Below are 22,514 nucleotides of genomic sequence, written 5' to 3'. Positions count from 1 at the left end.
TGACAATTTCAACGGAAGCTCAGCCGTGAAGTACATCAGCACCCGGGGCAACGCCCCCAAACTCGCCTTTGACGACGTCCTTTTGACCGGTTTAGCCCGCGATGGGGGCTTGTATTTGCCCGAAACGTGGCCGCATTTTTCCCCCGCCGATTTGGCCCAGATGAAAGACTTAAGCTACGTCGAGCTGGCCGTCAAAGTCATGCTGCCGTTCGTCGAAGAGGTCGTCAGCGAAGACGAGCTGCGCCAAATCGTAACCGACACCTACGGTGCGTTTGAAAGCGAAGACGTCGCCCCGCTGGTGAAACTGGGCGAAAACGAATGGGTGTTGGAGCTGTTCCACGGCCCGACATTGGCGTTTAAGGACTATGCTCTCCAGTTCTTGGGCCGCATGTTCGACCACGTTTTGACCAAGCGCGGCGCCAAGCTGACCATCGCCGGGGCCACGTCGGGCGATACCGGCTCTGCCGCCATCGAAGCGTGCCGTGACAGAGACAACATCGAAATTTTCATCTTGTTCCCCAATGGCAAAGTGTCCGAAGTGCAGCGCCGCCAGATGAGCACGGTGCTGAGCGACAACGTCCACAACATCGCCATGGACGGCAATTTTGACGACTGCCAAGCCATAGTCAAAGCTCTGTTCGCCGATGAAAAATTCAGAGACGACGTGCATTTAAGTGCCGTCAACTCCATCAACTGGGCACGCATCATGGCCCAGGTGGTGTATTATTTCTGGGCGGGCTTGCGTGCCGGCGCCCCCGAAACATCGGTGGCGTTTTCGGTTCCCACCGGCAATTTCGGCAACGTGTTTGCCGGATATGCGGCGCAACGCATGGGCTTACCCATCAGCCAGTTCATCATCGGGTCCAACGCCAACGACATCTTGATCCGCTTTATCGAAACGGGGCGGATGCAATCCAAGGATGTGTTTGCAACCACCAGCCCGTCCATGGACATTCAGATTTCCAGCAACTTCGAACGCTTCATGTTCGAATTGATGGGCCGTGACAGCAGTGCGCTGAACGATGCCATGCAGGAATTTAAAGACACCGGACATTTTTCCGTCACCGATGCGTTCATGGATCGTCTCAAGGCGATCATGGACGGCGCGCGCTTTGACGACGAAACCACCGCCCAAGTGATTGGCGACGTTTACAAAGAATCCGGCTATCTGCTCGACACCCATTCCGCCATCGGCGTGGGAGCTGCGCGCACCCGGCGTTGGGACAAGGCCGTGCCGATGATCATTTTGGCGACCGCCCACCCCGCCAAGTTCCCCGATGCGGTAAAAGCCGCCGCCGGCGTACATCCCGAGTTGCCATCTCATCTTTCCGACCTATATGAACGAGAAGAGAAATACGCTCAACTGCCCGGCAGCTATGACGCCGTTAAGGGCTATATCGAAACAACGCTTAAGGAGCGCGGTAAACTTTGACCGACACCACCGTTCGCATCACCACCCTGGACAACGGGTTGCGGGTTATCTCTGACGAGATGCCCAACGTCGAAACAGCTTCCGCGGGGGTGTGGATCGAAGCCGGGGCACGGTTTGAAAGCCAAAAGGTCAATGGTGTCTCGCATATGCTCGAGCACATGACCTTTAAGGGCACGCGCAAACGCTCCGCCCAAGCCATCGCCGAAGAAATTGAAGACGTCGGCGGGCACATCAACGCCTATACGTCACGCGAAAACACCGCTTATTACGCCAAGGTGCTCAAAGAAGATTTAGGCTTGGCCGTCGATATGGTGGCCGATTTGGTGCAGAACGCGGTGCTCGACGCCGAAGAACTGGAACGCGAACGCGGCGTGATTTTGCAAGAAATCAATCAGGCCCAAGATACCCCCGACGATGTGGTGTTCGACATGTTCCAAGATGCCTGTTATCCGGATCAAGCCCTGGGCCGCCCGGTTCTGGGCACGCTGGACGGCATCGGTCAAATGCCCCGCAGCGACATTGTCGATTTCATGTCCGACCATTACCGCCCCAGTTCCATGGTGCTGTCAGCGGTGGGCAACCTGAACCACGAGCAACTGCTCGACTTGGCGCACACCCACTTTGACAGTGCGCCCTCCAAAAGCCCCGGCGACACCCAAGGCCCCGCCAAATACATCGGCGGCGATATGCGCGAAAGCCGCGACATCGAACAGGTGCAATTGATGTTGGGCTTTGAAGGTTTCAGTTATTTCGATGAAGATTTTTACGCGGCATCGGTAATGTCGATGCTGTTTGGCGGCGGCATGTCATCACGGCTGTTCCAGGAAGTGCGTGAAAAGCGCGGCTTGGTGTATTCGGTCTATTCCTTCATGGCCGCCTATGCCGACGGCGGTGTGTTCGGCATTTACGCCGGAACGGGCGAAAAAGACGTAATCGATTTGATCCCCGTGGTTTGCGATGAAATCGGCAAGTTGGATGCCCATGTCAGCGCCGAAGAATTGCACCGCGCCAAGGCACAGCTCAAATCGTCAATTTTGATGAACCTGGAAAGCACCTCATCCAGGGCCGAACAATTGGCCCGCCAATTGATGATTTTTGGCCGCCCCATCCCCACCGAAGAGGCCGTCAACCACATCGAAGTGGTCGATATCGAAGCCATCAAACGGGTGGCTGGGCGCATCTTCAAAGGCACCCCCACAGTGGCCGCGCTGGGCCCCATTTCCCACTTGGAAGATTTCAACAAAATCACGGAACGGCTCAACTGAGCATTTACAAAGCCGCTTTAAAGAGGTGAAAAGTTATTCACTTGAAAGGGATTGATCAATAATTCGCTTACTTCTCAAGACACCTCTTTGACCACGGTCCTGCGGAACCAGATGAAGTTTAGTGCGCGCAAACAAAAACCCCATCTTCACTTCTTGCCAGACATAATACTCTTCTCCAGCCGAAGTGTTTATATCCAAAACATCCGTATTTTCCGCTTCAGATGTAATCTGGTGCGCGCCTGGGTCAATGGTCAGAAAAAAATACGACAGGGACGCTGTTTTGCCGAGGATACGATTATCTAATCCCACCGTCATCGGTACAGCCCCCCCCATACCTTCATCTCGAAAAATATATAAATTACTTTTATCGCTCGGCGCTTTTGGAAATTGTTTAGCAGCCAGGTCTTGTTCGGGTGTTGTCATCGGCACAGATGCACAAGCTGACATCACCACCATCGAAAACACGGCAAAATACTTTTTCATTTTGTATGGCTCCCATGAAACACATATGCGTCACTATACATATTCATTCATGAGTTGCCATGAAATAAAATAAAGCAACTTAAAGCATGTGTTTTAGGATATTTGCCCAATATCCGCTCAGGCGTGGCCAGCTGTTTCCGACAGCAGACTCTGGTCGATACCCAATTTGGCCAGGGCGCTCAGCCACTTTTGTTCGGGCTCGACCGAAAACACGATGTTGGCGTCGGCTTCGACCGTGAGCCAGCCATTGGCGAGGATTTCATCGTCCAACTGGCCCGGTCCCCAGCCCGCATAACCCAGCGCCAAAATCCGTTCCTTTGGGCCGCGACCGTCAGCAATGTCTTGCAAAATATCAACGGTTCCCGTCAGCGCCACCTGACCGTCCACCACCAAGGTGGCGTCATGAACATAATCAACGCTGTGCAAAACGAAGCCGCGCCCCTGTTCCACCGGACCGCCAAATTGAATGGACACCGCGGCACCGGGGTCCGTTTGCACCAAATTCAACTGATCCAACAAATCGGGAAAGGTGATTTCTTTCATTGGTTGGTTGATTACCAAACCCATCGCGCCTTCGTCGTTGTGCGCGCACACGTAAATCACCGACTTGGAAAAGCGTGAATCGGACATGCCCGGCATGGCGACCAGCAAATGGCCGACAAAATAAGGACTGTTTGAGGTCTGTATGGTCATGGCCACACCTGCTTTAGCTTCACTCCAAAAAGAAGCTTCAGTATGACATATGTGCCTTTAACTTCAAAATGGCCCGGTTTAAAAGTTCATTTTGCCTCAAAGCGGCCACGATCAGGACTTACCTTAATTGAAAATATGGATAAACTCCGAGGCCATGAAAACACTGCTTTGCCCATCACGCCTTATTGGCCGCCTGTTCGGCGCTCTGCTTCTGACACTCGGCCTGTTTGCCTCAAACGCCGAGGCGGCATCCGGCGCGTGGGCCGAAACCGACAACACGGCGCTGCGCATCATCAGCCAGACGGACGCCACCGGAGACGGTGACAGCGTCACCTTGGGGCTGCACTTCAAACTTAAAGACCATTGGAAAATCTATTGGCGCGCCCCAGGCGATGCGGGTTTTCCGCCGTCGATCGATTGGGACGGTTCCTATAACGTCACGGATACCCAAATCCAATGGCCGCTGCCGGAACGCTTTTCCATCCTCGGCTTTGAGACCTTGGGCTATACCGACGAAGTGGTGTTGCCGCTGATTGTCAAGTTGGACCAACCCGGCGACACGTTGGCGCTGAAGGCCCAAATCAGTTATTTGGCGTGTGCAGACATCTGCATTCCTTATGATACAACCCTAGACTTTTCCCTGCCCGCCGGTCCCGCTACGCCATCGGCGGAAGCCCATCTGATCAACCGCTTTGAGACGCTGGTGCCCAAGGTCATCGACAGCACGCACGAAGCCTTGGATCTCAACATTCAAACGGTGCAGTTTACCATTGATCCGGCCAGCGATGGTGATCGCGGCACGATGTTTATTGCCGCCACCTCAAACACGCCGATTCAAGCCCCTGACGCCTACATCGAAGGCCCCCAGGGCATGGCTTTTGGCAAACCCAAAGCCACCGTCACAACAAACGGGGATCAGGCATTTTTGGAAATTGGCTTTGAAGGTCTGAAGGCCGCACAGGCTTCCTTTGACACCATGCCCCTCACCATCACCCTCGCCGATGCCCCCCGTGGTGCTGAGCTGAGCGTTTTCGCCACCCCGGCCACCTCAGACACCCTGGCCTTGTTTCAAGATCAAACCCCGAGCGCTCAGGCCCTAGGCCCATCCCTTTTGGTGATGTTGGCGTTGGCGGTTTTAGGCGGGGCGATTTTAAACCTGATGCCCTGTGTGTTGCCAGTTCTGTCCATCAAGTTGTTGGGCGTGGTCGGGCATGGCGGCGGCAACACCCGCACTGTGCGCCTCAGTTTCCTGGCCAGCGCTGCGGGCATCGTGACATCCTTTATGGTTTTGGCCGCGGTGCTGATTGCGTTGAAAAGCGCCGGCTTGGCCATCGGCTGGGGAATTCAATTCCAACACCCCTGGTTTTTGGTCGCCATGGCTTTGGTGGTAACCTTGTTTGCGTGCAATCTGTGGGGCTTTTTTGAAGTCCACTTGCCCGAAACGGTGAATGAGATTGGCACCACCACCACCCACGTGCACGGTCTGGGCGGCCACTTTATGACCGGAGCCTTGGCGACGCTGCTGGCGACGCCGTGTTCCGCGCCGTTTTTGGGCACCGCCGTGGGTTTCGCCCTGGCGCGCGGCGTAGGCGAAATCCTCGCCATCTTTGCCGCATTGGGGGTGGGCTTGGCTTTGCCTTATCTGCTGGTGGCGCTATACCCGACATTCGCCACCAAAATGCCCCGACCGGGGCGCTGGATGTTGATTTTACGCCGGGTGTTGGGCTTTGCCTTGGCGATCACGGGGGTCTGGTTGGTCGGCATTCTTGCCATCCAAGTCAGTGACATCGCCGCCATGCTGATCGGGGCAATCTTGGTGGTGATTGCCATTACACTTTACGTGCACAAACGTCTGCACCGCAGATATGGGCGCATGGATTGGGTGGCTGTCGGCGTCTTGGCGGTGTTGGCGTTCGCAGTTCCCGACACCATTTCGCCGCGCACGGAAATCGATCATTCGGCAAACGCGCTAAAGGGCTTGTGGCAGCATTTCGATCAATCCGCTTTGGCTCAGCAGGTTGCAAAAGGCAACGTCGTTTTTGTCGATGTGACCGCCGAATGGTGCATCACCTGCCAAGTCAACAAGGCCTTAGTCGTTGGCAAAGGCGAAGTCTACAACCGCCTCAAATCCACCGGAACCATTGCCATGCAAGCCGATTGGACCCGCCCCGATCCCGTCATCACCCAGTATTTGTCCTCGTTTGGGCGCTATGGCATTCCGTTTAACGCGGTCTATGGTCCGGGCGCGCCCGATGGCATTGCTTTGCCAGAACTGCTCAGCCAGTCGGTGGTTTTGGAAGCGCTCGACAAAGCTGGTGGCGGCGCAATGGCGCTGAGCACAACCCGCGGCGAATAAAGCAAATTCTCCGTTGCATTTTGCCTCCTGCCACCCCAACTAAGGGTCTAACCCGTTTCATTTGTTCATTTTCCATTGGGAGAGCACGCCATGACCATCAAACCCGGAGATAAAATCCCTGCCGCGACCGTTTACGAAATGGGTTCGGATGGCCCCGGCAGTGTCACCACGGCCGAATTATTTAACGGCAAAACCGTTGTTCTGTTTGGCATTCCGGGGGCTTTTACACCGACATGTTCCGCTTCGCATTTGCCCGGTTTCGTCAAATTTTCCGAACAAATCAAAGCCAAGGGTGTCGACGACATCGTGTGTTTTGCCGTCAATGATGCGTTTGTCATGGGGGCTTGGGGCAAAGACCAAGGCACGGCCGGAAAAGTCCGCATGATTGCCGATGGCAGTGCGGAACTGACCAAAAAAATGGGCCTCGAATTGGATCTCACCGGCAAAGGTCTCGGCCTGCGCTGCGACCGTTTCGCCATGGTCGTTAAGGACGGCGTGGTGCAGTCCATCGACAGAGAAGCGCCCGGTGCCTTTGAAGTTTCCAGCGCTGAAGCTCAGCTCTCAAAGCTCTAAAACAGCGCCTCCCTCAGCAGCAAAAACGGGACTCCTTGTGGGTCCCGTTTTTTTTGTGCAGACATGACAAGACTGTGATTGGCATCACAGCTGCCCTCCATTAAATTAGATAAAACTAATAAACAATGTTCCGAGGCAACAATAAGAAGAAAGAGATGAAAAAAATACTCACCTTCGCCAGCGCCACCCTCATGTTCAGCGTGTTGAGCCAAACGGCCCCCGCGCAAACCGTCGTGGTGGAACCGTTGCCCAGCATGGCCACGTTAGCGGAGCAAGAGCGCGCTGAACTGCAAAACCGTTATCGCAACGCCGAAACGGAAGTGGAACGCACCGAACTGCGCGCGGAAACCCAAGAGCGCATCCGCAGCCAAGAGGCACTCAATCGCGAACTGCCTCCCGCCTATCGCGACCAATTGACAGTACAAGAACAACACCAGATTCGCGAACGCCTAAACGCCGCACAAAGTGATTATGAACGCCAAAGCATATCGGACGAAGCACAAGCAATGGCGCAAACACGTATGCGCAAGCAAACCCAGAATACAGAGCGGCTTCACAACCAGGCTAAAGCACAAACTTTTGGTGGACAGAAAACCGCGAAATCTTCGAATGGAAATGGCGGAGGGTTTTCCGGAGGAAGCCAATCCCGCAGCAGTAGCGGAGGTGGAGGTGGAGGTGGCGGCGGAGGTGGCGGCGGAGGACGACGCTGATCGGAAAGCACATTCAGCGCCCTTAAAGCGTCTGACCATCTTTCATTTGCGCGATGGCCAAGCGCGCCAGTTCATCGCAGCGTTCATTTTGCGGGTGCCCGGAATGGCCCTTGACCCAGTGCCATTCAACGGCATGACCCGCAAGGTTAGAGTCCAGACGCATCCACAGGTCCTGATTTTTAACAGGCTTTTTGGCCGCCGTTTTCCAGCCGTTTTTTTTCCACCCGTGAATCCATTTTGAAATGCCATCTTTCACGTAGGTGCTGTCAGTGTGGACGCGGACATTATCAACACCGCGCTTGAGCTTTTCCAAGCCAACGATAGCCGCCATCAACTCCATGCGGTTGTTGGTGGTGTCCGGTTCCGCGCCGGAAAATTCCTTTTCATTACCCTTCCATTGCATCACCACTCCCCAGCCGCCCGGGCCGGGGTTGCCGCTGCACGCACCATCGGTGTAAATGTCCACAACATCGTCTTCAGCCATCGTTCAATCCAATCCATACGCGCCGGGGCCGCTGACGGCCTGATGAAAGCGCAGCTTTTTTAAGTATTCCAACGGGTCTTTCGGCGTCACCAGAGCGTTCTCAGGCGTGTTCAACCCGTCATACAAGCGCGTCAGCAAAAAGCGCATGGCAGCGCCCCGCGCCAACAGCGGCAAGGCCTGCATTTCCGCGTTGGAAAAATCCCGCACATCCCGATAGGCCTGCAACATTTTCCGGGCTTTGGTGGCATTAAAATCGCCATCGCGTTCAAAGCACCAAGCGTTGAGACAGATGGCCACGTCATAGGCGAATTGATCGGTGCAGGCAAAATAGAAATCGATCAGGCCGCTAAGATTTTCACCGCGAAAAAACACGTTGTCGGGAAACAGGTCGGCATGAATGATGCCTTGGGGTAAATTTCCAGGCCACTCCGCTTCCAACACATCCAGCTCCGCGTACAGTTCGTCCGTCAGGCCCGCCAAGACCTCGTCACCGCGTCCCTGGCAGGCGTCCAACAAAGGCCGCCAACTCTCCACGCTCAGCGCATTGGTGCGGGTGAGCTTGAAGTCTGCCCCCGCAACATGCAACTGCGCCATGGCGCGCCCCAACTGGGCACAATGATAATTTTGGATTCGCTTCGGCCACATGCCATTTAAAAACGTCACGATGGCGGCGGGACGCCCGCTCAACGTGCGCAGGACCTGACCGTCTTGGGCGCGCACCGGCGTCGGGCACGGCACGCCTTGGGCGGCCAGGTGTTCTGTTAGCCCTAAAAAAAACGGCAAATCGTTTGCGTCAACACGCTTTTCATAAAGCGTCAGAATGAATGGTGCTTGATCGGTCACCAGCAGAAAATTTGAATTTTCAACACCTTCCGCAATGCCCTTGCACGACAAGACTTCCCCGATGCCATACCCAGCAACAAACGCGCTGAGGTCTTCATCTGAAATATCCGTATACACAGCCATGGCGAAAATCCTTAAAGCTTGCGCAAGGGCAACGAATCACTTGCCTCATCATAAAATCATAATGGCGCAACGAAAGACACCCTGGTAGACAGGCCCGGGTGATGCGCTAGTATGGCGCATGATCAAAAACAAAAAAAACCCAATCCGCCCAATAGGGTCAAGAGCTGTTTTACGGGAAGCCGCTCTAATGGCTTTTGTCCTGCTCACCATCACACCTTTGGCTTGGGCATCCAGCGGCAGCAAGTCAACCATGGACAATACGGAAGGTCTCGCATCCTTTGAGACCGCCGCCGGTGGAGACCTCGAATCCACCTCCCCTGCGCAAAGCTCTGCATCGACAGACGTGGTGCGCCGCGTCCAACAGGGCTTGGCCGATCAGGGCTTTTACTTTGGCCCCATCGATGGGCGTTATGGACCACAAACCGAAGCCGCCATTAAGGCTTACCAAAAAAGTGCCGACCTCAAAGTTGATGGTCAAGCCACCTCGCAATTGGCAAGTGATTTGGAAACCGGTGGACAAGTCGGCCAGCTTTTGGGTCGCTTGGAAAAATCCCGCGACTCAACCATTGATGCAGCCCGCGAGGCCTTGCTGGCCAACCCACAAACCCGCAACCTTGTCGAAGGCATCAGCCCAGAAAATCGTGGTGCCAAGGTTGACACCAAAACCTGCATGGCCAAACCGGAACCCCGGTGCTTGCTGATTGAAGCGGTGCAAAGCGCCCGCGACATCGACAAACCGGAAATGCGCGATTGGGCCCTGGGCGAAATCTTGACCGCCCAAGCCCGCGCCGGATTGGCGCAGGATGCCGCCCTCACCACCCGGCGCATCCATGACCCGCGGTTGATTATGGTGGCGTTGCGCGACATCGCCAAAGCCCGCGCCGAGGTCGGCCAAATCGACGAAGCCCTGGCCGCCGTGAACATCATCCCCGATCCGGTGCAACAGGCCGAGGCCTACGTCGCCATCGCCGAAATTCAATCTCAAAACAGCGACACGTTTGACGCGACTCAAACCGTTAAAGATTTAGAACCGTACTTAAAGCGCATTGAATCGCTGCTGTCGCAGATTTCATTTCGTGCTCGCATGGCCGTCATCTTGTCCAAAGCCGGATTTGAACAAGAGGCCCTTGCCCACATCCATGCCAGCCAAGGGCAACTGGACAAAATCACCGATCCCCATAACCTCAACAAAGCGCGCCGCTATATTGCTGCGGCTTACGCTGATATCGGCATGGCGCAACAGGCATTGGACGTGTTAAAGACCGTCAAAAGCGGTGCCGACGACACGCCCGTTCTGATCGCGGCCGCCAATGGGCTGGCCCAAGCGGGGGATGCAGCCGCCGCTTTGATCACCGCCGACAGCATTGAAGAGATGCGTTACCGTGCTTTGGTTTTGGCCCGCATCGCTTCTTACCAAGGAGGTGCGGGACAGTTTGAACAAGCCAAAGAGACCCTGGAAAAAGCCAAAACAGCCGCAAAAGTCATCAAGTTTCCTTTTGCCAAAGCCTACGCCTATTCCCGCATCGCCTTAGCGTTCAATGACGTCAGCATCAGCTTGGACAACGACGTTGCATTGTTGGAAGAAGCCTTTAATTCGGCTCATTTGATTCAAGATGATCGCCTCAAAGCGCACATTTTTTGGACCATCGCTGACGATCGCCGTCGCGGTGGCGATTTGGCGGGGGCCACACGCTCCCAAGACTTTGCCAACGCGGCGACGGACGACATCTCCAGCCCCTTTACCCGGGTGTGGATGCTGTGTGACATCGCCGAAGATCGCGCAAATCGCAAAGAAACGGATGCCGCCTGGTCGGTCTTCAACGTCGCCTTAGACGAAGCCAAAACCATTTCCAGCCCTTGGGGACGGGCTCGGGCGCTCAGCAAAGTGGCGGGGACCATGACCTCACTTGCCGATCATACCGTCCCAATGCCCGTTAAGCCTTGACCGGGGCCTCAATCAGGATTTTTGCTTGGGCTCAGCCTTGTCACAAGCGCTTCGCTTCATTAGAGTGCCTCCAACAATTCTGTAGACGTGAACAAGGCACAAATTTATGAGCGAAGCCATCTGTACCAAAAAAGCACCTTATGTTGTTGAGGCAGAAGCGGGTAAAACGTACTATTACTGCACATGTGGTAAAAGCGAAAATCAGCCGTTTTGCGACGGCAGCCACAAAGGCAGCTCATTCACACCGACCGCGCATACGGCTGAAAAAACCGGCAACGTCTATTTTTGCGGCTGTCGGGCGTCCAAAAAAGGCGCATTGTGCGACGGCGAACACAAAAACCTGTAAGGCTAAATCTGATGGCGCCCTCACGTTTCCCCAAACGTCCCACGGCCAAAGCTTTTTTCAGCCGTCCCTTCGTGGGCTTCGCCCTGCTGAGCATAAGCTTAGGGCTAGCGGCCTGCGCCAGTGACGAAGCTCCCCCGCCGCCTTGCCCGGAAGTTTTGATCGCCGCCGACGGTGCAAAACTCACCCGCTTCAAGCCCGGCCCAGGCACCGACATCATCGATGTTCTCCATGAAGAAGAACTCACCGGATTCGCCCAAGGGTGTGTATATGATATCGATAAAATCGGCGCGGGCACCCTCACCGTTCTTGTCGCCCCGACCATCATGTCGAGCCGCGGCCCGGCCAATCAAAGCAACGATGCGGACTTTGAATATATTATCGCGATTACGGACCTGCAAAAAACGATCTTGAAAAAATATAGCTACCCGCTGGTCCTTCCTTATCAAAAGGACGTCCCCCGCGTGATCTGGCAAAAACCGGAACCGCACGCCTATGTTTTACCGTTGAGCGCAGGGCAAACGGGGGAAAATTTCCTTGTTTACATAAGCCTGAAACTCACCCGATCCGAGCTTGAATATCAGCGCAAAAACCGCTGAGCGGACAATTCGGTCCTTATCTATCCACAACATCGGCTGTTTTCCAGAACATATGCCCCATTGACGTTGGTGGGCTTGTCTCTAGAATGTTACGAGTCTGGGAGAACCGGACAAAACGATTAAAAACTGGTTTCCTCGATTAAAGCCGCCACGGGAGAGACTGGCCACCACCATTTGGTAGGTCAGCGCCGAAGGAGCAACCGCCCCGGAATCTCTCAGGCAAATGGACCGTGATGGCGACGAGGCTCTGGAAAGTAGGTGGCCGCAGAACTGGCCCCCTCACCGAAGATGTAACTTGGCCTCCCGCGCGTATGGGATCAGCTGAGGAATCTTTCAGGTTCCGTGACAGAGTGGGGCAGCACTAAATCCATGTGGATTGGTGGCTGCCAGATTCTGTGAGGAGACCTGAGATGAGCGCCGCCACAAATTCAGAAGATACAAACCCGCAAGATCTACTCATCACGCCTTTAGACGGCCTGCACCGGGCGCTGGGTGCCAAAATGGTGCCGTTTGCCGGATATGCCATGCCGGTTCAATACCCTGCAGGCATTCTCAAAGAACATCTGCACACCCGCGCCAGTGCGTCGTTGTTTGACGTCTCGCACATGGGTCAGGGCTTCTTGCGCGGAGCGGATGCCATCCAAGCCTTTGAAACCCTGGTGCCCGGCGATTACCAAGCGATGCAAGTGGGTAAGACCCGCTACACCGTTTTGCTGAACGATCAGGGTGGCATTTTGGACGACCTGATGGCCACGCGCATTGCGGACGGGCTTTATCTGGTCGTCAACGCCGCATGTAAAGACCAAGACTTCGCCCACATCGAAGCGGGTACCAAAGGTCGCGCCACCCTTGAAGTCCTCACCGATCGCGCCCTGTTGGCGCTGCAAGGCCCCAAAGCCGGTGACGTTTTGGCGCGCTTGGCCCCTGAGACCGCGGCTATGACCTTCATGACGTTTAAAGAAGTCACCATCAATGGCATTGACTGCTTCGTCACCCGCTCGGGCTACACCGGTGAAGATGGCTTTGAAATTTCCGTCCCCAGTGCCCAGGCCGAAGCCTTCGCCAAATTATTGCTGGACCAGCCCGAAGTCGAACCTGCCGGATTGGGCGCACGTGACAGCTTGCGTCTGGAAGCCGGGTTGTGCCTCTACGGTCACGACATCACGACGGAAACGACACCTGTTGAAGCCGACATCAAATGGGTGGTGAACAAGCGCCGCCGTGAAGAAGGCGGCTTTCCCGGCGCGGATATCATTTTGGCGCAGTTGCAAAACGGCACCGAGCAACAACGGGTCGGCATCTTGCCCGAAGGCCGTGCGCCTGCGCGGGATGGCACCGAAGTGCAAGACTTAGAAGGCCATGCCATCGGCACCATCACCAGTGGTGGCTTTGGCCCCTCGGTCGGAGGCCCCATCGCCATGGGCTATGTTCAATCAGCCTTTGCCGCGCCCGGCACGCCCGTCAACTTGATCGTGCGCAACAAACCGTTGGCGGCCAAAATCGTCAAAATGCCGTTCACCGACAAAAGCTACAAAGTTTAAAACGACCTCACACTTTACAAACACGGGAATTTCACCATGAGCCTCAAATTCACCAAAGACCACGAATGGATCAACTTAGACGGCGACATCGCTACGGTTGGCGTCACCGCTTATGCCTTAGGACAATTGGGCGACTTGGTGTTCGTCGAAGTGCCCGACGAGGGCCGCATGCTGTCCAAGGGCGACGAAGCTGCCGTTGTCGAATCGGTCAAAGCGGCATCCGAAGTTTATGCTCCGGTATCGGGCGAAGTGATTGAAGGCAACGCTGGCATTGCCGATGATCCGGCAACTGTGTCCGGAGACCCCGCAGAAGACGGCTGGTTCTTCAAAATCAGACTGTCCGACCCGTCCGAACTTGACGATCTGATGGATGAAGAAGAGTACGACGTTTACGTGGAAAGCCTCGACTAAGTGCTCTCAATTTAAGGAATTCGCGCTGATGCGTTACCTGCCGCATACCGAACAAGACCGCAAAGACATGCTTGACGCCATTGGCGCAAAGACTGTTGAAGATCTGTATTGCGACGTGCCCCAAAAGGCCCTGTTGCAAGCCCCCGTAGACCTGCCCCTCGCCGTCGGTGAGATGGAGGTCGAACGCACCTTTAGCGCCATGGCGGCCAAGAATTTGTCGCCGTCCATCGCACCCAGTTTTTTGGGTGCGGGGGCGTATCGTCATCACGTTCCGGCGACGGTCGATTATATGGTGCAGCGCGGAGAATTTCTCACCGCCTACACCCCCTACCAGCCGGAAGTGTCCCAAGGCACGCTTCAGTATTTGTTCGAATTCCAAACCCAAGTCGCCCTGTTGACGGGCATGGAAGTGGCCAACGCGTCCATGTATGACGGCGCAACGGCAACTGCCGAAGCCGTTTTGATGGCGGCCAGGGCGACCCGGCGCAACCGTGCGGTTTTGGCGGGTGGGCTTCACGCACATTATTTTGACGTCACCAAGACCAGCGCCCATTCGTTGAACATCGAATTGGTGCATCCTGATTCTGACCCCACCCGCCCCGCCGATCCGGCCAGTGTCATTGACTTAATCGACGACAACACCGCGTGTGTGGTGGTGCAAAGCCCCGACATGTTTGGGCGCATCATCGATTTGCGCCCCATCGCTGAAGCCGCCCATGCCAAAGGCGCACTGGTGGTGGCGGTGACCACCGAAATCGTCTCGCTGGGTTTGTTGGAGGCCCCCGGTAACTTGGGCGCGGACATCGTCACCGCCGAGGGCCAGTCTTTGGGCATTGCGTTGAGTTACGGCGGCCCTTACGTGGGCCTGTTTGCCACCACGTCCAAGCTGGTGCGGCAAATGCCGGGTCGGGTTACAGGACAAACCCAGGACGTCGAAGGCCAACGCGGTTGGGTGTTGACCCTATCGACCCGCGAACAACACATCCGCCGGGAAAAAGCGACCTCGAACATCTGTACCAACGCCGGACTGTGCGCGCTGGCGTTCACCATCCATGCGTCCTTGCTGGGCGAAGAAGGCTTAAGCCGTTTGGCGCGTCTCAACCACGCCAACGCCTGCACACTGGCCGATAAACTGGCTGCCATTGATGGTGTCGAACTGATGAACGACAGCTTCTTCAACGAATTCACGGTGAAGCTTTCCCAGCCCGCCGAAGAGGTGGTTGAAGCCTTGGCCAAGCGCGGCATCTTGGGTGGTGTGCCCCTGACGCGCTTGCTGCCAGACCGAAATGATTTGAAAAATTATATGTTGGTTGCCGTGACCGAAACAAACACCGACGCGGACATGACCGCGCTGGTCCAAGCCCTTGAGGAGATTTTGTCATGAGCGATCAATCACGCGATCTCTCTCAGGGCCGCACCAACGTTCCTGTGGGTGGCTCTCAAGCCCCCGCCCAGCAAACCATCAGCGGCTCCAAAGGGCTCGATTTTGCTGAACCGCTAATTTTCGAATTGGGTGAAGACGGACGCACCGGCGTTGATCTGGCCGACGTCAAAGTCTCTGACAACCGCTTGGGCGGACTGCGACGCAAAGACAAAGTAGGCTTGCCCGGCTTATCTGAGCCGCAAGTGGTGCGTCACTACACCCGTCTCAGCCAAAAAAACTATGGCATCGACAGCGGCTTCTATCCGTTGGGATCGTGCACCATGAAGCACAACCCCCGGGTCAACGAAAAGATTGCCCGCCTGAAAGGCCTGGGCGATCTGCATCCGATGCAGCCCACCAGCACCGCCCAGGGCGCGCTGGAACTGATCGACACGTTGGCGCACTGGATCAAAACCCTGTGCGCCATGCCCGCCGTGGCAATGAGCCCGGCAGCGGGCGCACACGGTGAGCTGTGTGGCATGATGGCCATCAAAGCCGCCCTTGAAGATCGCGGCGAAGCCGACGTCCGCAAGCGTGTCTTGGTGCCCGAAAGCGCCCACGGCACGAACCCCGCCACCGCGGCGGCGTGCGGCTTTAGCGTCGATTCCATTCCTGCCACCGAACGGGGCCGGGTGGACTTTGCAGCCTTCAAAGCCAAATTAGGACCGGACGTGGCGGGCATCATGCTCACCAACCCCAACACCTGCGGCCTGTTTGAAAACGAAGTGATCGAAATTGCCGACGCCATCCACGACGCAGGCGGATATTTTTATTGCGACGGCGCAAACTTCAACGCCATTGTCGGACGTGTGCGTCCCGGCGACTTGGGCATCGACTGCATGCACTTGAATTTGCACAAGACCTTTTCCACACCCCACGGCGGCGGTGGACCGGGTGCCGGTCCGGTGGTGTTATCCGAAGCGCTCGCCCCGTTTGCACCCCTGCCTTACATCGTGCACGGCAAAGACGGCTTCGATTTGGTAGAACACAAAGCGGATTCAGACGCAAAACCGTTTGGTCGTCTGAAAGGCTATCACGGCCAGATGGGCGTGTTCATCCGCGCCCTGGCGTTCATGATGAGCCACGGTGCAGACGGCTTGCGCCAAGCGTCCAGCGATGCCGTGCTCAACGCCAATTATCTGCGCGCTGAGCTGCAAGACCAAATGAGCGTGTCGTTCGACGGCATGTGCATGCACGAAGTTCTGTTCGACGATCATTTCTTGAAAGACACCGGGGTCACCACCTTGGACTTCGCCAAAGCCATGATCGACGAGGGTTTTCACCCCATGACCATGTACTTCCCGCTGGTGGTGCACGGCGCGCTTTTGATGGAGCCCACGGAATCGGAAGCCAAGGAAACGCTGGATCTGTATATCAAAACGCTCCGCGGGCTCAACGCGCGCGCCCAGTCCGGCGACGCTCAGTTCTTCAAAAATGCCCCGGTGCTCACCCCACGTCGTCGCCTCGACGAAACCGCCGCCGCACGCAAACCGGTGTTGAGGTGGAGCCCGGACGCAAACTGAGTGCAGGCTTTAAAGCCTGCACATAAAAAAAGAGTGGCGCCCCATAAGGACCGCCACTCTTTTTATTTTCAACGCGCCATCACTCGATGAACGCGGCCCGATCGACGGCTTAATGGCCGAGTTCAACCGCCAGTTCGTCAAGGAGGCTGATGACTTCTTTTGAGGCCTCCTCCATATTCTTGGCTGCGGTCAAAGCATCGTTCATGTTGTTCGCATATAAATCTTGCAGAACTTTTTTACCATAACGATGGACCCGTTCATGAGGGTCAGCCATGCGTTTGAAAGCGCTTGAATTCTTAATGTCGCTATCGGTAACGGCATAATACCATTTACCCAGACGACAGTTGTTGTGGTCTGCCAGGTCTTCCGGCTTAAGCGCTTTGCGGCCAATCAACGTATCCATGATGTTTTTCTTGAACGTCGTGTGGTCCGACTTGGCGAGATAGATGACCTTGTGAGAGATGTCCCTCTCACCCAAACTCTGCACACGACCAATGATCACGGCGTTGGCCTTGTCCATTGCGTCGGCAACTTGATTGATTTCGCTGGAATTGCGACTGGACATATCCGCGATGGAGGTTACGCCTTGCGCCACTTCCGTAGAAGCTTCGCTTTGTTGAGCCAAAATCGCCGCGATTTCCTGCATTTTGCCGGTCACGCCTGTAATCTGCTCACCGATGGCCCGCATTCCGTCTCCCGTAGAGACGATGATTTTTTGACCATCCTTAACGGCTTCTGCGCCATTTTCCATAGACGTGACGATGCCCGTCATTTCGGTACGCAAGTGATCGATACGGCTGCGAATGTCATCGGTCGCCTTGGCCGTTTGATTGGCAAGGTTTTTAACTTCACCCGCCACAACCGCAAAACCTTTGCCCGCCTCACCCGCACGTGCGGCTTCGATGGTGGCGTTCAGCGCCAGAAGGTTCGTTTGTTTGGCAATGGCTTCGATGCTTTCGACAATTTGGCCGATCTTGGTGGAGGCTTCCGCCAACGTGTCCACTTTGTGCGCCGCTTCCTGAACGGCCTTGGCAATATTTTCCATGGTCTGCACGGCCTGTTCCGCCGACCTCATGCCTTCGGCGGCACTGTTTTCAACGGTGTTGGCATCGGCGGCGGCGGCCTCACTGGTGCGGGCGATTTCGTTGACGGAGGCAACCATTTCTTCGGCCGCAGCGGCAATCGCTTGGGAACGATTGTTGACTTCATGAACGTCGCGGGTCATTTCTGCAATGGACACCATCGCATCACCGCATTCGACGGCCACCTGGATGGTTCCCGACAGGTTGGTCCGATCATTTTCTTCAAGAACACGGCACAGGGCTGCAATGGCGTCTCCGCCATTTTCAGATTGCCCCAACTCGATCGCTTGTTGATATAGACCTTGCGACAAAAATTGGACGATCTCGTCACTCAATATTTGATTGTTTCCAGACATAACCCCACCCTGCTTTCTCATTATTCAAAATCATTTGACTTATTAAGGCGCCATCTCAATTCCGCACCGTCTTAACACAAATATGTTGACGAGAAATGAAAAAACACCTCCCCATTCATCCTATGATTGACCCTTGCCTCCGCACGAAGATCAACGCAATGCGAGCACAAAAAAATGAGGGCTCCGTTTTGAGCCCTCATTTTTTTGCATATCGAAACATTAATCGTCGCGTTCTTGTTTGGGGCGCTTGTGCGCAATGCCCTTGTGACATTCAATGCAGGTCTGGCCCTTTTTGACCGCTTCTTGCATTTTTTCGCTGGATCGGCGGCGCTGCTTTTCCCAGTGCATCGCATCAAAACTATGACAATTGCGACACTCTCGTGAATCGTTGGCCTCCATAGCTGCCCATACCCGCTGTGCCAATTCCAAGCGATGCTCTTCAAATTTTTCAGGGGTATCGATCGTGCCCAGCACTTTGTGCAGCAACTCGTTGGAGGCTTGAATTTTGCGCACCAACTTCGGACCCCACGCCTTTGGTACGTGGCAATCGGAACAAATGGCGCGCACCCCGGACGGGTTGGAATAGTGCACGCTGGTTTTGTATTCTTCATAAACGGTGTCCCGCATTTCATGACACGAAATACAGAACTCTAAGGTATTGGTGTGTTCCATGAAGGTGTTAAAGCCACCCCAAAAAATCACCCCACCAACGCCACCGACGATAAAAATAACCCCAATGGCAAACCGTTTGGAAGGCTGCCACAACCTTTGCCATAATGTACGTATCATCAAAAAACCCCACCAGTCGGGGCCACAGTCGTGTGCAGCCCGTTTTCTGAAAGAAAAAAGCCCCCTTCCCAACCCGCGCGAAAGCGGGCTTAAGAAGAGGGCTTTGTCAAATTACTTCTTGGCCGGAAGTGATTGAGCGTAGGCGAGAATATCCGCCGACACTTCAGGGCCAAAGGCCCGCATAGCCGGCATGTTTTCCGCCGGTTGGCCGTTCATGATTTTGTGCATGATTTCCCACGGGTTATCATTGCTCAACCCACCAACGGTTTCTTCCATTTCTTTGGGCAAGGTACCGTCGGCACCGTGGCACTTTGCGCACACGGTGTTGTAATAAGCCGCACCTTTGGCCACATCGCCCTTAACCTTTTTGGTGGCATAGTCGATGTAGGTGCCCATATCGAACTGCCCCTTGCTGACGAAGTTGGCCAGATCCATCATATCTTGATCCGCCATCATACCGCCCATGCCGTGGGTGTCGTCTTTAATGACAGCAATGATTTTTGCGCTGTCAGCATTGGCCATAGCGCCAAGACCTTTGATACCGGTCAGATAAGAGCCTTTGGCGTAAGCGCCGTCTTTGCCCTTCATATCCCAGCCATGGCACGATTTACAGCGCCAGGTCACGTCGCCGGATTTTTTGGTGTTGGCGGCAGGCCACGCTTTATGTGTTTCAGAGGGTTTTTGCGCCCCAATAACCTTAAACCATTTGTCGTACAGCATTCCACCGCGCGCGATGGAAGAATCGTCTTCCGCTTTAACCATTGTCGGAACAGCAACAACGATGAACGCAGCGGCAACACATGACAAAACGGCTGTGGTCATGATTTTTTTCAACATTTATAAAATCCCCTTTTTGGAGTTTTAAGTGAACGAAACTCTTCGACTTGCCGCCATGAATGAAGACGCACAAGTCCCCTCCCGTTTTCACGGGTCTCTAACCTGCGCACGCGCAGGGAGATTTCCACAAGAAATTGAACGGTCAATTCCCCCCCTCAGAAATCCACAAAATAGTACTGTTCTTTGGGGGTGTGCGCAATCTTTATTTGATCACACAAATATTAGACCGCTCTGAATCAATGCCTAAAAGCACTTGAAGAACTTAAAGAAAGCCTTCGCCGTCTTCATCCGGTGGTGGCAAAAATTCATTGTCGTCGGCGTTGAACAAATCGTCCACGTAAGAAAACTCTTTACGCATGCCGCTGCGCATCAACAACTTGCGCTGCACCGGTTCGGGGAAGTCATTGAACATGATCACACCACGCTCGACCAGCACGTTGATCAAATCTTCAATCACGCGGATCAAGCCCAGATCGGATTCCATCAGCTCACGTTGGGCACGCTGCTCGGGACTGTCGGCGGCTAAGAATTGTCCCAGACCCGGATCGTTGGCCGAAACCATTTCGCTGCCTTCAACCTGTTCGCTCAAAACGGCGACGATCCGGCCTTCGGCGTTGCGCATCACATATGGCATTCTAGCCCCCTTTACCCTCGTTGGTTTCTCCCACGACTGGGTAGTCTAGCCATCTCCGACGCTCACAGCAATCTTTGTTCTGTTCTAAAAAAGCGGCTGGAATCCCGCCAGTCCGTTTTCCCCCACCTTGGTGTTGAAAATACTTTCTACATTTTTTGGCCCACCCGTATTGATGCGATCCAAAAGCGTCTTGCGCGGTGGATTCACCGCAATGGGGGACGGATCTAAAGCGAAAAGGACATCGTCAAACGTTGCGTCATCCCAAGCTTGGGACGGCCACGCCAGCGCCGTAAAATGATATGCCCCTTGATGGCACGCGGCGATGGTCCAAAAGAAGCCCCGTGACGACAGTTCGGTATCCACCGCTGGTGGCCCAAACGCACCATCCACAGCCAACGCATTGACCAGTGCCCGGGACTGCTCCTGATCCAAATCTCGGCCCACCATTTTGGCCTGCCAAGGGGCAAGAATGCCACCGATCCCTTCACCAAACTGTGTCAGGTCCACGGCTTCAATCACGCCAACATTCAGATGTCTTTCAGCGATCAACTCATAGGTTCGCACCTGTTCGTTATAAACACCGTTGTAGACCAAACGGTAGCGGTTGGGGGTGGCCGGTCCGCACGCAGCCCGGATATCCCCACCTTCCATGTAGGAAAACCAGGACAATTTGCGTTCCAGAGGATTGTTGGTGAAGCCGGTCGATGTGCAGGCCGCAGCGCTGCTCACCAGAGCCAACACCAGGCCCAACTTAATCGGATTCGATAATTTCAAAGTCATGGGTAATCTCCGCCGTTTTGCCCAACATGATGGATGCAGAGCAGTATTTTTCCGCCGACAGTTCAATCGCACGTTCAACCCGCTTGGCTTCCACGTTGCGCCCGGTCACTTTAAAATGCACGTGAATGCGCACAAATACCTTTGGATCTTCATCGGCACGATCAGCGGAAATTTCGGCAACGCAGCCGCTCACATCTTGACGTGATTTTTCCAAGATGTTCATCACGTCGATGGAGGTACAGCCCCCCATCCCCAAAAGCAGCAGTTCCATGGGTCGCACGCCCCGGTCTTCGCCACCGAATGCCGGCGAACTATCCATGATCACGCTATGCCCACTGTCGGGCGTGCCTTCAAATGCGCGCCCGCCCAGCCATTTTACTTCTGCTTTCATTTTGCTTCCTTAAACTTAAACACTCAAATCACATGCCCCAGCCGCTTAGGTCCGGAACATGTATCAGATTGCAGTTTAGCAAATATATCCCCGTTTAGGTTTGATTATTGTTGCTTAAGGAAGATCCAGCACTACCACTTCCGCATCAACCAAGGCGTTGAGGACCAGCTCGCTCTCATTGCTGATTTCGGCAGCCCCGCGCTCGGTGATATTGACGCCGTTCACTTCGATTTCACCCCGTGCAGGAACGATATACATGCGCCGCCCCGGCTCGATGTGCAGGCGATGGACTTGACCTTGGTCCATCACCGCCGCCAACAAGGCCGCGTCTTGATGGATAAACAGGCTGTCTGGCTGAGGCTTGCCATGGCGCCCCGACACCAACGTCACAAAGCCATGGGAATTATGATCCCGGTCAAACGTGCGCATGTCCCAACGCGGTTGATGCCCGCTCTCGTCGGGCTCCAACCAAATCTGAAACAAATCCAGGTCTTCATTTTCGACGTTGTACTCCGCGTGACGAATGCCGGTACCCGCGCTCATCACTTGCACTTGCCCCGCCGCCGTGCGGCCCCGATTGCCCAGGCTGTCTTCATGGCTGACCGCACCCTGACGCACATAGGTGATGATTTCCATATCCCGGTGGCCGTGCAGCGGAAAGCCCGTACCCGCCTTGATATGATCGTCATTCCACACCCGAAGCGGCCCAAAACCCATGCGGGCGGGGTCGTAATAATCGGCAAAACTAAAGTGATGGCAGGCGTTCAGCCATCCATGATCTTGATGGCCGAAGTTCTGAAAATTTGAAACGGTGATCATATTCAGTCCTCCACAGTCTGATAGGTTCATGTGACGATCACTTTACGGCATACCATTTTGATGGACAATTAGGCCATTT

The 22,514-nt window shown here is 55.0% G+C and carries 23 protein-coding genes and 1 riboswitch; of the genes, 12 read left to right on the top strand and 11 right to left on the bottom strand.

Annotated elements, in window-relative coordinates; genetic code table 11:
* Positions 1 to 25 precede the first annotated feature (25 nt).
* Positions 26 to 1,432, top strand: coding sequence for a threonine synthase (gene thrC, locus BEN30_RS08775; RefSeq protein ID WP_069957968.1), 1,407 nt, complete (start codon positions 26 to 28; stop codon positions 1,430 to 1,432).
* Positions 1,429 to 2,697, top strand: a complete 1,269-nt coding sequence (locus BEN30_RS08770) for a M16 family metallopeptidase (protein ID WP_245649022.1) — start codon at positions 1,429 to 1,431, stop codon at positions 2,695 to 2,697. Before thrC ends, BEN30_RS08770 begins: the two co-directional genes overlap by 4 nt.
* 33 nt (positions 2,698 to 2,730) lie before the next feature.
* Here the strand turns inward: BEN30_RS08770 and BEN30_RS08765 are convergent, their stop codons facing one another.
* Together BEN30_RS08765 and BEN30_RS08760 are read right to left on the bottom strand one after the other, a co-directional pair.
* Positions 2,731 to 3,180 carry a DUF2846 domain-containing protein gene (locus tag BEN30_RS08765; RefSeq protein ID WP_069957967.1) on the bottom strand — a complete coding sequence of 150 codons (450 nt, stop codon included), beginning with the start codon at positions 3,178 to 3,180 and terminating at the stop codon, positions 2,731 to 2,733.
* Positions 3,181 to 3,297: 117 nt separating this feature from the next.
* Positions 3,298 to 3,873 (bottom strand): YqgE/AlgH family protein, encoded by a 576-nt coding sequence (locus tag BEN30_RS08760; protein ID WP_069957966.1) that lies wholly within the window; start codon positions 3,871 to 3,873, stop codon positions 3,298 to 3,300.
* A 154-nt stretch (positions 3,874 to 4,027) separates the two neighbouring features.
* Here BEN30_RS08760 and BEN30_RS08755 point away from each other — a divergent pair, with 154 nt between their 5' ends.
* The 3 genes from BEN30_RS08755 (at position 4,028) to BEN30_RS18620 (ending at position 7,512) form a co-directional block, all read left to right on the top strand.
* Complete coding sequence (locus BEN30_RS08755; protein ID WP_069957965.1) at positions 4,028 to 6,229, top strand: protein-disulfide reductase DsbD family protein; 2,202 nt, start codon at positions 4,028 to 4,030, stop codon at positions 6,227 to 6,229.
* Positions 6,230 to 6,319: 90 nt separating this feature from the next.
* Complete coding sequence (locus BEN30_RS08750) at positions 6,320 to 6,802, top strand: peroxiredoxin (protein WP_069957964.1); 483 nt, start codon at positions 6,320 to 6,322, stop codon at positions 6,800 to 6,802.
* Between the two features lie 155 nt (positions 6,803 to 6,957).
* Entirely contained in the window at positions 6,958 to 7,512 is a 555-nt protein-coding gene (locus tag BEN30_RS18620; RefSeq protein WP_069957963.1) for a hypothetical protein, read from the top strand.
* A 22-nt stretch (positions 7,513 to 7,534) separates the two neighbouring features.
* On the opposite strand, the gene rnhA is transcribed toward BEN30_RS18620, so the two are convergent.
* Positions 7,535 to 7,996 (bottom strand): ribonuclease HI, encoded by a 462-nt coding sequence (gene rnhA / locus BEN30_RS08740; RefSeq protein WP_069957962.1) that lies wholly within the window; start codon positions 7,994 to 7,996, stop codon positions 7,535 to 7,537.
* Between the two features lie 3 nt (positions 7,997 to 7,999).
* Positions 8,000 to 8,962: a homoserine kinase gene (locus tag BEN30_RS08735; protein ID WP_069957961.1), complete on the bottom strand. Its 963-nt coding sequence runs from the start codon at positions 8,960 to 8,962 to the stop codon at positions 8,000 to 8,002.
* A 187-nt stretch (positions 8,963 to 9,149) separates the two neighbouring features.
* On the opposite strand from BEN30_RS08735, the gene BEN30_RS08730 reads away from it, so the two are divergent.
* The 7 genes from BEN30_RS08730 to gcvPB all read left to right on the top strand — a co-directional run bounded on the left by BEN30_RS08730 (position 9,150) and on the right by gcvPB (position 16,747).
* A complete protein-coding gene (locus tag BEN30_RS08730; RefSeq protein ID WP_069957960.1) occupies positions 9,150 to 10,907 on the top strand; it encodes a peptidoglycan-binding protein in 1,758 nt (585 codons plus the stop codon).
* Positions 10,908 to 11,013: 106 nt separating this feature from the next.
* A complete protein-coding gene (locus BEN30_RS08725; protein WP_069957959.1) occupies positions 11,014 to 11,253 on the top strand; it encodes a CDGSH iron-sulfur domain-containing protein in 240 nt (79 codons plus the stop codon).
* Positions 11,254 to 11,264: 11 nt separating this feature from the next.
* The gene (locus tag BEN30_RS08720) at positions 11,265 to 11,849 is read left to right on the top strand and encodes a hypothetical protein (RefSeq protein ID WP_069957958.1); all 585 of its coding nucleotides are present in this window, start codon (positions 11,265 to 11,267) and stop codon (positions 11,847 to 11,849) included.
* 141 nt (positions 11,850 to 11,990) lie between these two features.
* Positions 11,991 to 12,090, top strand: a riboswitch (glycine riboswitch).
* Between the two features lie 169 nt (positions 12,091 to 12,259).
* On the top strand, positions 12,260 to 13,390 hold the full coding sequence (gene gcvT, locus BEN30_RS08715) for a glycine cleavage system aminomethyltransferase GcvT (RefSeq protein WP_069957957.1): 1,131 nt from the start codon (positions 12,260 to 12,262) through the stop codon (positions 13,388 to 13,390).
* A gap of 36 nt (positions 13,391 to 13,426) precedes the next feature.
* Positions 13,427 to 13,801, top strand: a complete 375-nt coding sequence (gcvH, locus tag BEN30_RS08710) for a glycine cleavage system protein GcvH (protein WP_069957956.1) — start codon at positions 13,427 to 13,429, stop codon at positions 13,799 to 13,801.
* A 28-nt stretch (positions 13,802 to 13,829) separates the two neighbouring features.
* Positions 13,830 to 15,185, top strand: coding sequence for an aminomethyl-transferring glycine dehydrogenase subunit GcvPA (gene gcvPA, locus BEN30_RS08705; RefSeq protein ID WP_069957955.1), 1,356 nt, complete (start codon positions 13,830 to 13,832; stop codon positions 15,183 to 15,185).
* Entirely contained in the window at positions 15,182 to 16,747 is a 1,566-nt protein-coding gene (gene gcvPB / locus BEN30_RS08700) for an aminomethyl-transferring glycine dehydrogenase subunit GcvPB (protein ID WP_084005287.1), read from the top strand. The genes gcvPA and gcvPB overlap by 4 nt, the downstream gene beginning before the upstream one ends.
* 109 nt (positions 16,748 to 16,856) lie before the next feature.
* Here the strand turns inward: gcvPB and BEN30_RS08695 are convergent, their stop codons facing one another.
* The 7 genes from BEN30_RS08695 to BEN30_RS08665 all read right to left on the bottom strand — a co-directional run bounded on the left by BEN30_RS08695 (position 16,857) and on the right by BEN30_RS08665 (position 22,435).
* Positions 16,857 to 18,185: a methyl-accepting chemotaxis protein gene (locus tag BEN30_RS08695; RefSeq protein WP_069957954.1), complete on the bottom strand. Its 1,329-nt coding sequence runs from the start codon at positions 18,183 to 18,185 to the stop codon at positions 16,857 to 16,859.
* Between the two features lie 219 nt (positions 18,186 to 18,404).
* On the bottom strand, positions 18,405 to 18,974 hold the full coding sequence (locus BEN30_RS08690; RefSeq protein ID WP_069957953.1) for a NapC/NirT family cytochrome c: 570 nt from the start codon (positions 18,972 to 18,974) through the stop codon (positions 18,405 to 18,407).
* Positions 18,975 to 19,085: 111 nt separating this feature from the next.
* Entirely contained in the window at positions 19,086 to 19,811 is a 726-nt protein-coding gene (locus BEN30_RS08685) for a c-type cytochrome (RefSeq protein ID WP_069957952.1), read from the bottom strand.
* Between the two features lie 262 nt (positions 19,812 to 20,073).
* Positions 20,074 to 20,445, bottom strand: coding sequence for a hypothetical protein (locus tag BEN30_RS08680; RefSeq protein WP_069957951.1), 372 nt, complete (start codon positions 20,443 to 20,445; stop codon positions 20,074 to 20,076).
* Between the two features lie 84 nt (positions 20,446 to 20,529).
* On the bottom strand, positions 20,530 to 21,225 hold the full coding sequence (locus tag BEN30_RS08675; RefSeq protein WP_139134936.1) for a hypothetical protein: 696 nt from the start codon (positions 21,223 to 21,225) through the stop codon (positions 20,530 to 20,532).
* The gene (locus BEN30_RS08670) at positions 21,197 to 21,616 is read right to left on the bottom strand and encodes an OsmC family protein (protein ID WP_069957949.1); all 420 of its coding nucleotides are present in this window, start codon (positions 21,614 to 21,616) and stop codon (positions 21,197 to 21,199) included. Before BEN30_RS08670 ends, BEN30_RS08675 begins: the two co-directional genes overlap by 29 nt.
* Before the next feature lie 114 nt (positions 21,617 to 21,730).
* Complete coding sequence (locus tag BEN30_RS08665) at positions 21,731 to 22,435, bottom strand: pirin family protein (RefSeq protein ID WP_069957948.1); 705 nt, start codon at positions 22,433 to 22,435, stop codon at positions 21,731 to 21,733.
* Positions 22,436 to 22,514 lie beyond the last annotated feature (79 nt).

Source organism: Magnetovibrio blakemorei, assembly GCF_001746755.1.
Taxonomy (GTDB): Bacteria; Pseudomonadota; Alphaproteobacteria; order Rhodospirillales; family Magnetovibrionaceae; genus Magnetovibrio; species Magnetovibrio blakemorei.
Note: the sequence above shows the minus strand (reverse complement) of the source record. Positions and strands in the feature narration are given on the sequence as shown.